Source organism: Acetobacteroides hydrogenigenes, from assembly GCF_004340205.1.
Classification (GTDB): domain Bacteria; phylum Bacteroidota; class Bacteroidia; order Bacteroidales; family ZOR0009; genus Acetobacteroides; species Acetobacteroides hydrogenigenes.
The window spans coordinates 394,095-409,396 of sequence record NZ_SLWB01000001.1 but is presented as its reverse complement, the minus strand read 5'-3'; the positions used below and the strand labels follow the sequence as shown (position 1 = coordinate 409,396).

The following is a 15,302-nucleotide window of genomic DNA, read 5'->3' as shown; positions in this document are numbered from 1 at the left end:
AATGGTGCGATTTTGGGGGAAGTCCGAAGGGACTCCGAAGGCACTCCGAACTCACTCCGAACGGACACCGCTGACAATTTGGCGGAGATGCGAACGAAGACGCTTGTATCTCCATGAAAAAGGGGCTAAAACTCCCCGTTTCGATCGTATTTAGTAATATTATAGGTTGGCTATTCAGAACTAAAAGTTGCGGTATTCTACAACGCCGAAGCAGGTTCGGAATAGCCAATTTTGCTAATACCTTATGTATAATGAAAAAGGTTGTTTTTTTGTTGATGGTGATGCAGGCTGCCGTTGCGGCCCTAGCCCAGCAGGGATGGCTAACGCCCGAGGCGCTTCGGATGAAGCGCGAGCAGATCCGATTTACCGATAACCAGCTGCGGCTCTTCAACGGGCGCGGGGCGGCCCACGTTAAGCGCTACAGCCTAACGGGTATCCACCGCCTTCAGTTTCCGCCCATCGAGCTGGCCAACTACAGCTTCTTCCTCAACTTCTACGAGCACGATGCCGACGTGCTCATTCAGGATAACGTTCCCGATCTTTGGGAGGAGTGGATTCGCTTCGGCTCCGGAACCGATCCGCTGGGAGCCAACTTCCGCTCAGGGTTTGCCACCATCCCCGTTACGCAGGACGAGTACTGGGAGCCCAACCGCTATGTTCGTCAGGGTACATTCCATAAGGAGTACAGCCGCAAAACGGTCTCGTTTGGCATAAAAACGGAGACCGTAGCCTCGGCAAAAGCCGATGAGGTTATCCTGCGGATGGTGCTAACCAACAGGGAGCCGCAGCCGCTAAAGCTCTCGCTTATTCCCAACCAGCAGGTGCTGGCAAAAGATAATGCCGCCGCCTCTAGCCGCCTATCGCCTTTCGTGCTAGCCGCGGGCGACTATCAGGTAAGCCTTTCGTCCTCCATTCCCGATGTCGATAGCCGGGGATGGTACGTAGAGGTACCAGCAAAGGGTAGCCGTGAGGTTTATATCGCCATAAAAATGGGGCGTAAGGATGCCGCTACAGCAGCCACCGATGGTGCAGTGGCGGACCGCTTCGATGGGGCCATAAAGGATACCCGGCAGCGGCTGAGCTTCGCATCGAGCCGTCTACCCGAGCTGCGCTCCGATAACCGCCGCCTCGAAGATTTTTATAGGCGCTGTATCGCCACCATGCTCGAGTGCCGCTGGGAGCGCGAGAACTTTATCATCAACCCATTCTGGTCGGTGGGCTCGTGGGTATTCACCATTACTTGGGATAACTCTTTTGCCTCCGATGCCATATCGATAATGGACCCGGCCAGCATGAAGCGCACCATCTTGGTGGCCATGAAGGAGGGCAAGCTTAAAAGCACCTACATCTCTTGGCAGGGCGGGGGAGACGGCATCTTTTACATTCAGGAGCCCTTTGCCCTTAAAACGATGATAGACGCCTACCTCCGCCAAACTGGCGATGTGGCCTTCCTCGACGAGCAGGTTGCGGGCAAAAGCGTCATGGAGTGGATGAAGTCTTGGGGAGACTTACTCCACGTCAAGTACCGCTCTCCCTTCACTGGGTTGATGGATATGGGACGGAAGAACGAGGAGCTCATCGAGATGCGCACCGACGGCTACAGCGGGGTTGTCCCCGTGGTAAATGGCTTGGCTGTCGATCTCTATCGCTGGCTAGATGGATGGTGCACCCTGCGTAACGATGGCGATGCCTCCAAGTTCCGAGGCTACGCCAACGACCTGAACGACCGCATGCATGCCAAACTTTGGAATAGATCTACCCGCTGGTTCGATAATATTTACCCCGATGGCCGTAGGGAGCCGCTCTACAGCAACCACCTCTTCGATCTGCTTGGTACCAACGCCATCACCGACGAGGAGCGGATGGGCATCATCTCCCATTTGAACGATCAGGAGTTTTTGGGCCCATATAGCGTGTATTCTATATCGAGGCAGGATAAGGTGCGCTGGGATCTTATCGATTCCGATTGGGGCGGAGGAGGCTCCTTTACGGGTGTACCGCTGCGTCTTGCCCGCAACCTATACGGTATGGGGCAGGGGCCTCTCGCTTGGACAATCCTCTCCCGATTCAGCCGCTATGCCGACTATTTTCCGTACCTCGGTCAGAATCTACGGGCTAACGAGCCTCTTCAGGACGAATCCTCAATGCCTATTCAGATATCGTCTGGGGCAGGTGTAGAGGCGGTTATGTTTGGCCTTTTCGGCATTAAGCCCAATATCGATGGTACGATGTTTGTAAACCCTCACTACAGCCTCGAGTTGGGTAGGTCCTCGTTGCAAGGGTACCTCTTTAGAGGACATTCCTATTCTTTCGAGATGGATGAGTTTGGCTTTACAGTTTCTCGCGATGGGCAGTCGTTTGGCCCATTTAGCTACGGCGAGGAGGCTTTTGTAGGCAAAGATGGTGCCGTTTCGATTGTAAAGAAGGGGCTAGCATCTCCCTATGTGCGTAGCTACCGTTCGTACTTTGTAAATCGCAGGTCGGTAGAGCTCCTTGCTGATGCTGGTACTCAAATACGCTATACGCTGGATAGAAGTGAGCCATCGCTGCGTAGCACATTATATCAGAAGCCATTCAGCATTGATAAAAGCACGGTTGTAAAGGCTATTGCAATTAAAGGAAACGAGCAAAGCCTCATATCGGAGGTGGCATTCGAAAAGTTACATTTCCGAGATGCCGCTAATTCAGGTAATGTTATCAACCGCTACGACTACCCAAGCATAACGCCGCTTTTTACTCTAAGCGAAAGCCATCTTCCATTATATGGTATTTACACCCTAATGGATGGTAAGCATGGTGGTGATACTTACCGCGATGGACAATGGATTGGAAAGGATAAAGACGACGTAGCCTTTCTGCTCGAATGGGATAGCCCTGTAGAGGTAAGGAAGGTGTCTACCCGCTTTTTGCAGTATCAGCCCGAATGGATTTTTACCCCTTTAGCATTTACAGTGGAGGTGTCATTGAATGGAAAATCTTTCAAGAAGGTTGGCGAGCAATCTTTTAGTATAAAGGAGCGGTTCGATAAAAAGGAGATAGTTTCTGTTGTGGTGTCGTTTCCAAAGGAGAAGGTTCGCTATGTAAGGGTTACCGCTAAGAATATGGGTGTATGTCCTTCTTGGCATGGAGGTGCTTGCGGAAACGCATGGGTGTTTATGGATGAGTTAATCGTAGAGTAGGCCTACAAAGCATTCGCAACTGACGTATCTATTCGGGTAACCGAGCATGGTGCAAGCCCAGCTTTCGCAAGTCTTTTTTCTTGCTGGCTGGGCTTGCTTTCTCTTGGAGGCAGTAAAAACAGACAGTTTAAAGTTAAAAATTCATAAATATAAGTTTTATAAGCCTTCTGATCCCTTAATCAGGACGTGTTTTGGCCGCTTTGTTGCAAACGATACTATCTCTTTATAGAATTGGTTTAAAGTGCAATATATCAGTGGTGTTCTAATCATTCTTTGAAATGGTGGGAAAGAGTCGTCTACCGTGCTACAAGCCAATCTGTAAATGGTTCAAAAGCAATCAAAATACTTTTAAATAGAAGTCTAAATGCTTGGCGTTAACGAAAAAAAGAAATACCTTTGCAAGCCAATTTGTTAAAGTGTACCTAGAATCGTTACAAAACAAAAGCAAGTAACTTTTATGCCTACTATTCAACAGTTAGTTAGAAAAGGAAGGACAAAGAAGGAGTACAAGAGTAAGGCTCCTGCTTTGGACGCATGCCCACAACGTCGTGGGGTATGTACCCGCGTGTATACCACAACCCCTAAGAAGCCAAACTCAGCTATGCGTAAGGTAGCTCGTGTTCGTCTTACCAACGGGTTAGAGGTAACCGCTTACATTCCAGGTGAAGGTCACAACCTTCAAGAGCACTCAATCGTGCTAGTTCGTGGTGGTCGTGTTAAGGACCTCCCAGGTGTTCGTTACCACCTTGTTCGCGGTGCGTTAGATGCCGCTGGTGTAGAAGGACGTAACCAACGTCGTTCTAAGTACGGAACCAAAAAGCCAAAAGCAGGTAAGGGTGGCGCAGCTGCTGCACCAGCAAAAGGCAAGAAGAAGTAATTAAAAACTATTTGAAAATTAGTTAGATGAGAAAGACGAAGCCTAAAAAAAGGATTCTACTTCCAGATCCCAAGTTCAAGGATACCCTTGTAACCAGGTTTGTAAACAACCTGATGCTGGATGGAAAGAAGAGTATTGCCTACACCATCTTCTACAATGCGATGGATTTGGTAGGTGAGAAGATGAAGGACTCAGAAAAGGCTCCTTTAGAAATATGGAAAAAGGCAATTGACAACGTAACTCCACACGTAGAGGTTAAGTCTCGCCGTGTTGGTGGTGCAACTTTCCAGGTGCCAATCGAGGTGCGTGCTGAAAGAAAGGTGTCTCTTGCTATGAAAAATCTTATCCTTTACGCTCGTAAGCGTTCGGGACGTACCATGGCTGAGAAGCTTGCTGCAGAAATTATGGCTGCTTTTAACGAGGAAGGTGGTGCATTCAAGCGTCGCGAAGATATGCACAAGATGGCTGAAGCGAACAAGGCATTTGCTCACTTCAGATTTTAATTAACAAATTTGACGAAAAGGTACAGCATTCATGAGCAAAGATTTACAATATACTAGAAATATCGGGATCATGGCGCACATCGACGCTGGTAAGACTACAACTACCGAGCGTATCCTTTACTTCACCGGTAAGACTCACAAGATCGGTGAAGTACACGATGGTGGCGCGACCATGGACTGGATGGTACAGGAGCAGGAGCGTGGTATCACCATTACCTCTGCTGCAACTACTACCTTTTGGAATTTCGGTGATAAGACTCATAAGATCAACATCATCGACACCCCAGGTCACGTAGACTTTACTGTTGAGGTAGAGCGTTCTCTCCGTGTTCTCGATGGCGCTGTTGCCACTTTCTGTGCCGTTGGTGGCGTTGAGCCTCAGTCGGAAACAGTATGGCGTCAGGCTGACAAGTACAAAGTTCCACGTATTGGTTACGTGAACAAGATGGACCGTATTGGCGCAGACTTCTTCAACGTTGTTGCGCAGGTTAAGGAGCGCCTTGGCGCAAATCCTGTACCTATCGTTGTTCCAATTGGAGCAGAAGATAAGTTCCGTGGTATTGTCGATCTAGTTTACAAGAAAGCTTACGTTTGGGATAGCAACAACGAGAAAGATCCTTTTAAGGTTGTTGACGTTCCTGCTGAGCTAGAGGCTGAGGTAGCAGAATACAGAGGTCAGCTTGTTGAAGCTATCGCTGAATTTGACGATACCCTAATGGAAATGTTCTTCGAAGATCCAGATTCGATCTCTGCAGATCAAATCATTGCTGCGCTTCGTCAGGCAACCATCGCTATGAAGGTTGTTCCTATGATGTGTGGCTCTTCTTTCAAGAACAAGGGTGTTCAATACCTACTAGATGCCGTAATCCAATACCTTCCAAGTCCAATGGACGTGGATTCAGTAGTTGGAACTAACCCTGATACTGAAGAAGAGGTAGTTCGTCACCCAGATGCAAAGGAACCTCTTGCAGGTTTAGCATTTAAGATTGCTACCGACCCATTCGTAGGTCGTTTAGCTTTCGTTCGTATCTACTCTGGACGTATCGATGCAGGTTCTTACGTATACAATAGCCGTTCGAACAAGAAAGAGCGCGTATCGCGTATCTTCCAAATGCACGCTAACAAGCAAAATCCAGTAGAATTTATCGAAGCTGGTGACATTTGCGCAGTAGTTGGTTTCAAGGATGTTCGCACCGGCGATACCATCTGCGAAGAGAACAACAAGATTGTTCTTGAGTCGATGAGCTTCCCAGAACCAGTTATCGGTCTTGCTATTGAGCCTAAGACTCAAAAGGATCTTGATAAGCTTGGCGTAGCTCTTAATAAGCTTTCGGAAGAGGATCCTACCTTTACCGTAAGAACCGACGAAGAGTCTGGTCAAACTGTAATTAGCGGTATGGGTGAACTTCACCTTGAAATCATCGTAGACCGACTACGTCGCGAATTCAACGTTGAAATCAACCAAGGTGCTCCTCAGGTTAACTACAAAGAAGCTATCACCGGAAAAGTTGAGCACCGCGAAGTGTTCAAGAAGCAAACTGGTGGTCGTGGTAAGTTCGCCGACATCATCGTTGAGATTGGACCAGCAGACGAAGGTCACGTAGGTCTTCAGTTTGTTGACGTTGTTAAAGGTGGTAACATTCCTAAGGAATATATCCCATCAATCCAAAAGGGATTTGCTTCGGCAATGGCTAACGGCTGCTTGGCAGGTTACACTGTTGAGAGCTTGAAGGTAACCCTTAAGGACGGTTCGTTCCACCCAGTTGACTCCGATGCCCTTTCGTTCGAAATCTGTGCACGTAACGCCTTCCGTCAGGCATCTCCAAAGGCACGTCCAGTGCTTCTAGAGCCTATCATGTCGGTTGAAGTTGTTACTCCAGAAGAGAGCATGGGTGATGTAATCGGTGACTTCAACAAGCGTCGTGGCCAAATCGTTAACATGGACTCAAGAGGTGGTGCACGTGTTGTTAAGGCTAAGGTGCCACTATCAGAGATGTTCGGTTACGTAACCGTACTTCGTACTCTAACCTCTGGTCGTGCAACTTCTACTATGGAGTTCTCGCACTACGATGAGGTTTCGCAAAACCTTGCTAAGGACATCATCGAGAAGTCTCAAGGCCGCATTAAGAGTGTAGAATAATCAACAAAAAAGTAAAATGAGCCAAAAGATAAGAATCAAATTGAAATCTTACGATCATACCTTGGTTGACAAGTCTGCTGAGAAGATCGTTAAGACCGTGAAGTCTACCGGCGCAGTTGTAAGTGGCCCAATTCCACTTCCAACTCACAAGAAGATCTTCACCGTAAACCGCTCGACCTTCGTTAACAAGAAGAGCCGCGAGCAGTTCGAATTAAGCACCTTTAAGCGTCTGCTTGACATCTACAGTTCAACTCCTAAGACCATTGATGCTCTTATGAAGTTAGAACTTCCAAGCGGTGTTGAAGTTGAGATCAAGGTGTGATAGAAACTAGAACTTTAGTTACTAAAGCTGTTATATTTTAATTTTTAAACAATGCCAGGTCTAATTGGAAAAAAAATCGGAATGACTTCCGTTTTCAGTGCCGAGGGAAAAAACATTCCATGCACTGTTATTGAGGCTGGTCCATGCGTAGTTACGCAGGTTAAGAATGCGGAAGTAGATGGCTACTCTGCTCTCCAACTTGCCTATGACGAAAAGAAGGAAAAGCAAACCAGCAACAGCCTCTTAGGACACTTCAAGAAAGCTAACACCACTCCAAAGCGCAAGCTTGCTGAGTTTGGCAACGACTTTGTGAAGGAGTACCTTCTTGGTGATGTAGTAACCGTAGGCGAACTCTTCGAAGAGGGCGACTGGGTTGACGTTACCGGAATCTCTAAAGGTAAAGGTTTTCAGGGTGTGGTAAAGCGTCACGGCTTCGGTGGTGTAGGTGGCCAAACTCACGGTCAGCACAACCGCCAGCGTCACCCCGGTTCTATGGGTGCATCATCTTACCCATCTCGCGTATTCAAGGGCAAGCGTCTTGCTGGCCGTATGGGTGGCGATCAGGTAAAGGTGCTTAACCTTAAAGTTCTTAAGGTTATCCCAGAGAACAACCTACTACTAGTAAAAGGATCTATTCCTGGAGCAAAGGGTTCATACTTAATCATTGAGGAGTAATGGAATTAGCAGTTTACAACATCGCCGGTCAGGATACCGGAAGAAAGGTAACCCTGCAAGACAGCATCTTTGGCGTTGAGCCAAACGATCACTGTATCTACCTCGACGTAAAACAGTACCTGGCTAACCAACGCCAAGGAACTGCTAAGTCGAAGCAGCGTAACGAAGTATCAGGTTCAACCCGTAAGCTTAAGCGCCAAAAGGGTACCGGTACCGCTCGTGCAGGTAGCATCAAGTCGCCAGTTTTTGTTGGTGGGGGACGTATTTTTGGTCCAGTACCACGCGACTACAGCTTTAAGTTGAATAAGAAAACGAAGCTTGTTGCTCGTCGTAGCGCCCTTGCCTACAAGGCTAAGAACGCTGCCATCAACGTAGTTGAAGGCTTCAACTTCGAAGCTCCAAAGACAAAGGAATTTGTTAGCATCATCAACAACCTAAAGGTTGCCGATCACAAGCTGCTTTTCGTAGTTTCTGACGTTAACCCAGTAGTTGCGCTATCAGCTCGTAACCTACCAAACGTAAAGGTAGTTCGCGCAGCCGATCTTAACACCTACGATGTGATGAACGCGCAAAGCCTACTCGTGACCGAAGGGTCGTTCGAGGTTATAAACAGAATGTTTGGTATTTCGTAATTCAACTAGAAATGGAGATTATTTTTAAGCCAATACTAACCGAAAAAATGACGATTCTGGGCGAGAAATTGAATCGTTACGGTTTCATAGTTGATAACAAGGCTAACAAGATCGAAATCAAAAAGGCCGTTGAGGAACTTTATGGTGTGACTGTTGCCGATGTGAACACTATGCGTTACGCAGGTAAGAGAAAATCACGCTACACCAAGGCCGGTTTGCTAGTTGGTAAAACCAACTCGTTTAAGAAGGCAATCGTGACCTTGAAGAGTGGAGATAAGATTGATTTTTATAGCAATATCTAGGAGAAATGGCGTTAAGGAAGTTTAAGCCCGTAACACCGGGTACCAGACATAAGATTATAGGTGCATTCGACGATATCACTTGCTCGACACCTGAGAAATCGTTGCTAAAGCCTCTTAAGAGAAGCGGTGGACGTAATAACAGCGGTAAGATGACCATGCGCTATATTGGTGGTGGTCATAAGAAGATGTACCGTATCATCGACTTCAAGAGAGACAAGGATGGAATGGCTGCAACCGTGAAGACGATTGAGTACGATCCAAACCGTAGTGCTCGTATTGCATTGGTAACCTACCCTGATGGGGAAAAGCGTTACATCATTGCACCAACTGGCCTTAAGGTTGGACAAAAGATCGTTTCAGGAACAGGCGTTGCTCCAGAAATTGGCAACACGCTTCCATTGGGCGAAATGCCACTCGGTACTGTAGTACACAACATCGAGTTGCATCCTGGACAAGGTGCTGTGATGGCACGTAGCGCCGGAACCTACGCCCAGCTACTAGCCCGTGAGGGTAAATATGCCGTACTTAAGTTGCCATCAGGCGAAACTCGTATGGTACTTACTACTTGCCGTGCTACTGTAGGCACAGTATCTAACCCCGACCACGCTCTTGAAGTAAGCGGTAAAGCTGGTAGAGAGAGATGGCTTGGACGTAGACCTAGGAATAGAGGTGTGTCAATGAACCCAGTAGATCACCCAATGGGTGGTGGTGAAGGACGTCAGTCGGGAGGTCACCCAAGATCGCGTAAGGGTATGCCTGCTAAGGGCTACAAGACCCGTAACAAGAAGAAGGGTTCCTCTAAGTTCATTATTGATAGAAGAAAGAAGTAATTGATTAATTGAATTCGCCATGAGTCGTTCACTGAAGAAAGGACCATACATTGAGCCTAAACTGGAGAAGCGCATCATCGAGATGAATGATAGCAACAAGAAGGTTGTTATTAAGACTTGGTCTAGAGCCAGCGTTATATCTCCAGACTTCGTAGGTCATACTGTAGCCGTACACAACGGAAACAAGTTTATTCCTGTTTACGTTACCGAGAACATGGTAGGGCATAAGCTTGGAGAGTTTGCTCCAACTCGTACCTATCGTGGACACGGCGGAAATAAGAAAAAATAGTAGCTAACACCGAAATCGATCGTAGATTACAATGGGTGCAAGAAAAAGAATAATGGCCGATAGACTAAAGGCCGAAAAGAAGCAGAAGGCAATTGCAATCCTTCGCAACTGTCCCAGCTCGCCACGAAAGATGAGGCTGGTAGCAGACCTTATCCGTGGTGTAGAAGTAAACAAAGCTTTGGGTATTCTTAAGTTTACCAAGAAGGAAGCTTCGATTAAGCTCGAAAAACTGTTGCTCTCGGCTATTGCCAACTGGCAAGCAAAGAACGAAGGTGCTCGTCTTGACGAGACCAACCTCGTTGTTGCCGAGATTTTCGTAGATGAAGGCAAAATGTTGAAGCGCGTACAACCCGCTCCACAAGGCCGTGCACATCGTATCCGTAAGAGATCTAACCATGTAACCATCGTGGTTGGCGAAAAAAAAGAAACAGAAGTTAAAAGCTAAATCGAATGGGACAAAAAGTTAATCCAATAGCAAATCGTCTAGGTATCGTCCGTGGATGGGATTCGAACTGGTTCGGTGGAGATAGCTTCGCTCAGAAACTGGTAGAAGATACCAAGATCCGCGAATACCTTAATGCACGTCTGGCAAAGGCTAGCCTTGCTAAGATCGTCATTGAAAGAACGCTTAAGCTCATCACGGTTACTATCCACACTGCTCGTCCAGGTATCATCATTGGAAAAGGTGGCCAAGAGGTAGACAAACTGAAAGAAGAGCTCAAGAAGATTACCAGCAAGGAAGTTCAAATCAACATCTTTGAGGTAAAACGCCCCGAGCTCGATGCTGCCATCGTAGCCAACAATATCGCCCGTCAAGTAGAAGGACGTATTTCGTACCGTCGTGCCATTAAAATGGCAATTGCGTCTACTATTCGTATGGGCGCCGAAGGTATCAAGATCCAAATTTCTGGCCGCGTTGGTGGTGCAGAAATGGCTCGTACTGAAACCTACAAAGAGGGTCGTATTCCATTGCACACCTTCCGTGCCGATATCGATTATGCACTCGCCGAAGCCGTTACCAAGGTTGGTGTACTAGGTATTAAGGTATGGATTTGCAAGGGCCTCGTTTACGGTAAGCGCGATCTATCTCCTAATGCAGGATACCAAGGTCAAGGCGCTCCATCGCAAGGAGGTGCTCCACGCCAAAACAAGGGCGGTGCAAAGAAGAAAAGAAAGTAATCGTTGAAAGAGAAAAGCTTTTAAGAAATGTTACAGCCTAAAAAGACAAAGTATAGAAGAGTCCAAAAGGGCAAGATGAAGGGGAACTCCCAACGAGGACATCAGCTTGCCTTTGGGTCGTTTGGCATCAAGGCTCTAGAAGAAACCTGGATCACCGGTCGCCAAATAGAAGCTGCCCGTCAAGCTGTGGTTCGTTTTATGAAGCGTGAAGGACAAATCTGGATTCGTATCTTCCCTGATAAGCCTATCACCAAAAAACCTGCCGAAGTACGTATGGGTAAGGGTAAGGGTGCTCCAGAAGCATTCGTTGCCCCCGTATCACCAGGTAGAATCATAATGGAGGCAGAGGGGGTATCTCTCGAAGTAGCAAAGGAAGCACTTCGCCTTGGTGCTCAAAAGCTTCCTATTAACACTAAATTCGTCGTAAGACGTGATTACGTTGAATAATCAGGAGGAAGCAAAATGAAAGCCAACGAAGTTAGAGAAATGTCTAGCAAGGATATCCTCGAGCGTATCGCTACCGAGAAAGGGGAGCTGGTTAAGATGAAAATCAACCATACCGTATCTCCACTTGATAACCCTATGCTTATTAAGAAGAGCCGTAGGAATGTTGCGCGTCTGCTCACCATTCTGGCACAAAAAGAACAGAACAAGTAACGCAAGCGAACCATGGAAAGAAATCTTAGAAAAGAGAGAATCGGGGTCGTTGTCAGCAATAAGATGGAGAAATCTGTAGTTGTTGCTGTAAAACGTAAAGTAAAGCACCCTATATATGGTAAATTCGTCAATAAAACTACTAAATTTGTAGCCCACGACGAAACTAACACTTGCAACGAAGGCGATACCATCAAGATTATGGAAACTCGTCCATTGAGCAAGACTAAGCGCTGGAGACTTGTTGAAATTATTGAAAGAGTTAAGTAATTATGATTCAGCAGGAAAGTAGATTATCAGTAGCAGATAATAGCGGAGCAAAGGAAGTCCTTTGCATCCGCGTCCTTGGCGGTACAGGTAAGCGATATGCCGGAATTGGCGATAAAATCGTTGTTACCGTTAAGAGTGCTATGCCCTCTGGCGACATCAAGAAGGGTACCGTATCTAAGGCTATCGTTGTAAGAACCAAGAAGGAGATTCGTCGTCAGGATGGCTCGTACATTCGTTTCGACGATAATGCTGTTGTGCTTCTTAACAACCAAGGCGAAATGCGTGGAACCCGTATCTTCGGGCCAGTAGCTAGAGAGCTGCGCGATATCAATATGAAGATCGTTTCGCTTGCTCCAGAAGTGTTATAACGCAAAAAACGAAACATAAAATGCGCAAATTACACGTAAAAAAAGGGGACCTCGTTTACGTTATCGCTGGTGACGATAAAGGTAAGCAAGGCCGCGTGCTAGAGGTTCTTGTGAAAGAAAATCGTGCCGTGGTTGAGGGCGTTAACATGGTATCTAAGCATACCAAGCCAAACGCAAAGAACCCTCAAGGTGGAATCGTTAAGCAAGAGGCGTCTATCAACCTCTCGAACTTAATGATCGTAGACCCATCTACCGGAAAACCATCTCGTATCGGTAGAAAACGCGATGAGAACAATAAATCAGTGCGTTATGCAAAAAAATCAGGGGAGGTAATTAAGTAATGAGTTACGTACCTACATTAAAGAAGAAGTATAACGAGGAAATCGTTCCTGCACTTGTGAAGGAATTCGGTTACAAGAGCGTTATGCAAGCACCCCGGTTGGAAAAAATCGTTATCAACCAAGGGTTAGGTCAGGCAGTTGCCGACAAGAAAATCATCGAAGTTGCAATCAATGAGCTTACCGCTATTGCGGGCCAAAAGGCTGTAGCTACCAATTCTCGTAAGGATATTGCGAACTTTAAACTTCGTAAGGGCATGCCTATCGGGGTTAAGGTTACTCTCCGTAACGTGAACATGTATGAGTTCCTTAACAGACTTATCTGTATTGCAATGCCACGTGTTCGCGACTTTAACGGTATTCCAGAGAAGTTCGACGGACAAGGTAACTACACTTTAGGTGTTCAAGAGCAAATCATCTTCCCAGAAATTGATATCGATAAGATTACCAAGATTCTAGGAATGGAGATTACGTTCGTTACTACAGCGAAAACTGACGAAGAAGCTTACGCACTTCTTAAAGGGTTCGGATTACCATTTAAAAACGCTAAAAAGAACTAATCGATATGGCAAAGGAATCCATGAAGGCTCGTGAAGTGAAGCGTGCAAAACTTGTAGCCAAATACGCTGAGAAACGTGCCGCTTTAAAAGAGGCTGGCGACTATGCTGGTCTTGCAAAACTTCCTAAGAATTCTAATCCAATTCGCCTGCACAACCGCTGCCAGTTAACTGGTCGTCCAAAGGGGTATATGCGCGATTTCGGTATTAGCAGAATCACTTTCCGTGAGATGGCATCAAACGGATTGATTCCTGGGGTAAAAAAAGCAAGTTGGTAATTTAATATTTTGCAAGATGACTGATCCAATAGCAGATTTCTTAACAAGAATCCGCAACGCCGTGAAGGCGAACCATAAGGTAGTTGAGATTCCAGGCTCGAAGATGAAAGAAGCGATCACCAAGATCCTTCACGAGCAAGGTTACATCCTTAGCTACAAGTTTATAAAGGAAGATTTTAAGAGCACCATTAAGATTGCTCTTAAGTATCATCCAGAATCTCACCTTCCTGCAATAAAGGGAATTAAGAGAGTTTCACGTCCAGGTCTTCGTAAGTACTCTAACGTAAGCGAGTTGCCACGTGTACTTAATGGCCTAGGTGTGGCTATCGTTTCAACCTCTAATGGTATTATGACCGATAAGGAAGCAAGAGCACAAAAAGTGGGTGGCGAAGTAATTTGCTACGTTTACTAAAAAACAATTAGCACAATGTCAAGAATAGGAAAATTACCTGTAAACTTACCACAAGGCGTAACCGTAACGGTTGGCTCAGATAACGTGGTTAGCGTAAAAGGCCCTCTTGGAGAACTTAAGCAAAAGGTTGATCCAGACATTAAGGTTGCCATAGAGGGGAATGAGGTTCTTGTAACCCGTCCTACTAATCAGCCACGTCACAGGTCTCTGCATGGTCTGTACCGCGCTCTTATCAACAATATGGTTGTAGGTGTATCTCAAGGATACACCGTACAACAGGAGTTGGTGGGTGTAGGTTATAAGGTTGAAGTAAAAGGCGATATCCTTGAGTTCAGCCTTGGATACTCGCATGATATCTTCTTGCAGCTTCCTCCAGAAATCAAGGCCGAAGCAAAGGCGGAAAAGAAGGGTAATCCAATCCTTACCCTTAAGAGCATCGATAAGCAACTCATTGGTGGTGTTGCTGCCAAAATCAGATCTCTTCGTAAGCCAGAGCCTTATAAAGGTAAAGGTATTAAGTTCGTTGGCGAACAGCTTCGTAAAAAAGCTGGAAAGTCTGCTAATGCTAAATAATTTTAAAGGAGAAAAGTTATGGCTTTATCAACATTAGAAAGAAGAATACGCATTAAGCAACGCATCCGCAAAAGAGTAAGCGGAACAGCTGATCGTCCTCGTATGACGGTTTTTAGAAGCAACAAGCAGATCTACGTTCAAATTATCGATGATCTACAGGGGGTTACTTTGGTTTCAGCCTCTTCAATGGATAAAGAAGTAGCCGAAAAGGCAACCGGACTTCAAAAGAGCGAGGTGTCTAAGCTTGTTGGAAAGCTTGCAGCAGAAAGAGCCATCGCAAAGGGCATTAGCGCTGTGGTTTTCGACAGAAACGGTTATCTTTACCACGGAAGAGTACAAGTGTTAGCAGATGCCGCCCGTGAAGGTGGCCTTAATTTCTAATAAAGCGTATGTCAGCAAATACTAACATAAGAAAAGTAAAGTCGAGCGATATCGAGCTTAAGGATCGCTTGGTGAGCATACAGCGCGTTACCAAAGTAACCAAGGGTGGTAGAACCTTTAGTTTTTCTGCAATTGTTGTTGTAGGAAACGAGAACGGAATCGTTGGTTATGGACTAGGTAAAGCCAGCGAGGTAACCGCTGCTATTGCAAAGGGCATCGAAGATGCTAAGAAAAACCTTGTTAAGGTTCCAATTCTAAACAAGACCATTCCTCACGAGCAAGTGGCTAAGTTTGGTGGTTCTCGCGTGTTCATGAAGCCTGCAGCTTCGGGTACCGGTGTAAAGGCCGGTGGTGCTATGCGTGCCGTACTCGAAAGCGTTGGTGTACATGACGTGCTTTGCAAGTGTAAGGGGTCTTCTAACCCACATAACCTTGTAAAGGCTACCGTACAAGCCCTTACCGAAATGCGCGATGCTTATAGCGTTGCTGAGGTTCGTGGTATATCGCTAAAGAAAGTATTTAACGGTTAATTTTGTAGAGATT

The 15,302-nt window shown here is 46.3% G+C and carries 23 protein-coding genes; all 23 read left to right on the top strand.

The window, feature by feature from the left end:
* Positions 1–251: 251 nt before the first annotated feature.
* Positions 252–3,179 (top strand): FN3 associated domain-containing protein, encoded by a 2,928-nt coding sequence (locus CLV25_RS01565; protein WP_165876956.1) that lies wholly within the window; start codon positions 252–254, stop codon positions 3,177–3,179.
* Positions 3,180–3,636: 457 nt separating this feature from the next.
* Complete coding sequence (rpsL, locus tag CLV25_RS01560) at positions 3,637–4,056, top strand: 30S ribosomal protein S12 (RefSeq protein ID WP_131837878.1); 420 nt, start codon at positions 3,637–3,639, stop codon at positions 4,054–4,056.
* Positions 4,057–4,082: 26 nt separating this feature from the next.
* Positions 4,083–4,559, top strand: coding sequence for a 30S ribosomal protein S7 (gene rpsG, locus CLV25_RS01555; RefSeq protein ID WP_131837877.1), 477 nt, complete (start codon positions 4,083–4,085; stop codon positions 4,557–4,559).
* 70 nt (positions 4,560–4,629) lie between these two features.
* On the top strand, positions 4,630–6,699 hold the full coding sequence (gene fusA / locus CLV25_RS01550; protein WP_394345233.1) for an elongation factor G: 2,070 nt from the start codon (positions 4,630–4,632) through the stop codon (positions 6,697–6,699).
* A gap of 16 nt (positions 6,700–6,715) precedes the next feature.
* Positions 6,716–7,021: a 30S ribosomal protein S10 gene (rpsJ, locus tag CLV25_RS01545; RefSeq protein WP_131837875.1), complete on the top strand. Its 306-nt coding sequence runs from the start codon at positions 6,716–6,718 to the stop codon at positions 7,019–7,021.
* Between the two features lie 51 nt (positions 7,022–7,072).
* On the top strand, positions 7,073–7,696 hold the full coding sequence (gene rplC / locus CLV25_RS01540) for a 50S ribosomal protein L3 (RefSeq protein WP_131837874.1): 624 nt from the start codon (positions 7,073–7,075) through the stop codon (positions 7,694–7,696).
* Positions 7,696–8,328, top strand: a complete 633-nt coding sequence (rplD, locus tag CLV25_RS01535; RefSeq protein ID WP_131837873.1) for a 50S ribosomal protein L4 — start codon at positions 7,696–7,698, stop codon at positions 8,326–8,328. Before rplC ends, rplD begins: the two co-directional genes overlap by 1 nt.
* An 11-nt stretch (positions 8,329–8,339) precedes the next feature.
* Positions 8,340–8,630, top strand: coding sequence for a 50S ribosomal protein L23 (gene rplW / locus CLV25_RS01530; protein WP_131837872.1), 291 nt, complete (start codon positions 8,340–8,342; stop codon positions 8,628–8,630).
* A 5-nt stretch (positions 8,631–8,635) separates the two neighbouring features.
* Entirely contained in the window at positions 8,636–9,460 is an 825-nt protein-coding gene (rplB, locus tag CLV25_RS01525) for a 50S ribosomal protein L2 (protein ID WP_131837871.1), read from the top strand.
* Between the two features lie 19 nt (positions 9,461–9,479).
* Positions 9,480–9,749, top strand: a complete 270-nt coding sequence (gene rpsS, locus CLV25_RS01520; protein ID WP_131837870.1) for a 30S ribosomal protein S19 — start codon at positions 9,480–9,482, stop codon at positions 9,747–9,749.
* Between the two features lie 31 nt (positions 9,750–9,780).
* Positions 9,781–10,194 carry a 50S ribosomal protein L22 gene (gene rplV / locus CLV25_RS01515; RefSeq protein WP_131837869.1) on the top strand — a complete coding sequence of 138 codons (414 nt, stop codon included), beginning with the start codon at positions 9,781–9,783 and terminating at the stop codon, positions 10,192–10,194.
* 5 nt (positions 10,195–10,199) lie between these two features.
* Positions 10,200–10,928 carry a 30S ribosomal protein S3 gene (gene rpsC, locus CLV25_RS01510; RefSeq protein ID WP_131837868.1) on the top strand — a complete coding sequence of 243 codons (729 nt, stop codon included), beginning with the start codon at positions 10,200–10,202 and terminating at the stop codon, positions 10,926–10,928.
* Between the two features lie 27 nt (positions 10,929–10,955).
* On the top strand, positions 10,956–11,375 hold the full coding sequence (rplP, locus tag CLV25_RS01505; protein WP_131837867.1) for a 50S ribosomal protein L16: 420 nt from the start codon (positions 10,956–10,958) through the stop codon (positions 11,373–11,375).
* 15 nt (positions 11,376–11,390) lie between these two features.
* Positions 11,391–11,585 (top strand): 50S ribosomal protein L29, encoded by a 195-nt coding sequence (rpmC, locus tag CLV25_RS01500; protein ID WP_131837866.1) that lies wholly within the window; start codon positions 11,391–11,393, stop codon positions 11,583–11,585.
* A 12-nt stretch (positions 11,586–11,597) separates the two neighbouring features.
* Positions 11,598–11,852 (top strand): 30S ribosomal protein S17, encoded by a 255-nt coding sequence (gene rpsQ / locus CLV25_RS01495; protein WP_131837865.1) that lies wholly within the window; start codon positions 11,598–11,600, stop codon positions 11,850–11,852.
* A 2-nt stretch (positions 11,853–11,854) separates the two neighbouring features.
* Positions 11,855–12,220 (top strand): 50S ribosomal protein L14, encoded by a 366-nt coding sequence (rplN, locus tag CLV25_RS01490; protein WP_131837864.1) that lies wholly within the window; start codon positions 11,855–11,857, stop codon positions 12,218–12,220.
* A gap of 20 nt (positions 12,221–12,240) precedes the next feature.
* Complete coding sequence (rplX, locus tag CLV25_RS01485) at positions 12,241–12,561, top strand: 50S ribosomal protein L24 (protein WP_131837863.1); 321 nt, start codon at positions 12,241–12,243, stop codon at positions 12,559–12,561.
* Positions 12,561–13,118: a 50S ribosomal protein L5 gene (gene rplE / locus CLV25_RS01480; protein ID WP_131837862.1), complete on the top strand. Its 558-nt coding sequence runs from the start codon at positions 12,561–12,563 to the stop codon at positions 13,116–13,118. The genes rplX and rplE overlap by 1 nt, the downstream gene beginning before the upstream one ends.
* 5 nt (positions 13,119–13,123) lie before the next feature.
* Positions 13,124–13,393, top strand: coding sequence for a 30S ribosomal protein S14 (gene rpsN / locus CLV25_RS01475; RefSeq protein ID WP_131837861.1), 270 nt, complete (start codon positions 13,124–13,126; stop codon positions 13,391–13,393).
* 16 nt (positions 13,394–13,409) lie between these two features.
* Positions 13,410–13,805 carry a 30S ribosomal protein S8 gene (gene rpsH / locus CLV25_RS01470; RefSeq protein ID WP_131837860.1) on the top strand — a complete coding sequence of 132 codons (396 nt, stop codon included), beginning with the start codon at positions 13,410–13,412 and terminating at the stop codon, positions 13,803–13,805.
* Positions 13,806–13,820: 15 nt separating this feature from the next.
* Complete coding sequence (gene rplF / locus CLV25_RS01465; protein ID WP_131837859.1) at positions 13,821–14,378, top strand: 50S ribosomal protein L6; 558 nt, start codon at positions 13,821–13,823, stop codon at positions 14,376–14,378.
* Positions 14,379–14,396: 18 nt separating this feature from the next.
* A complete protein-coding gene (gene rplR, locus CLV25_RS01460) occupies positions 14,397–14,759 on the top strand; it encodes a 50S ribosomal protein L18 (protein WP_131837858.1) in 363 nt (120 codons plus the stop codon).
* Between the two features lie 8 nt (positions 14,760–14,767).
* Complete coding sequence (gene rpsE / locus CLV25_RS01455; protein WP_131837857.1) at positions 14,768–15,289, top strand: 30S ribosomal protein S5; 522 nt, start codon at positions 14,768–14,770, stop codon at positions 15,287–15,289.
* Positions 15,290–15,302: the final 13 nt, after the last annotated feature.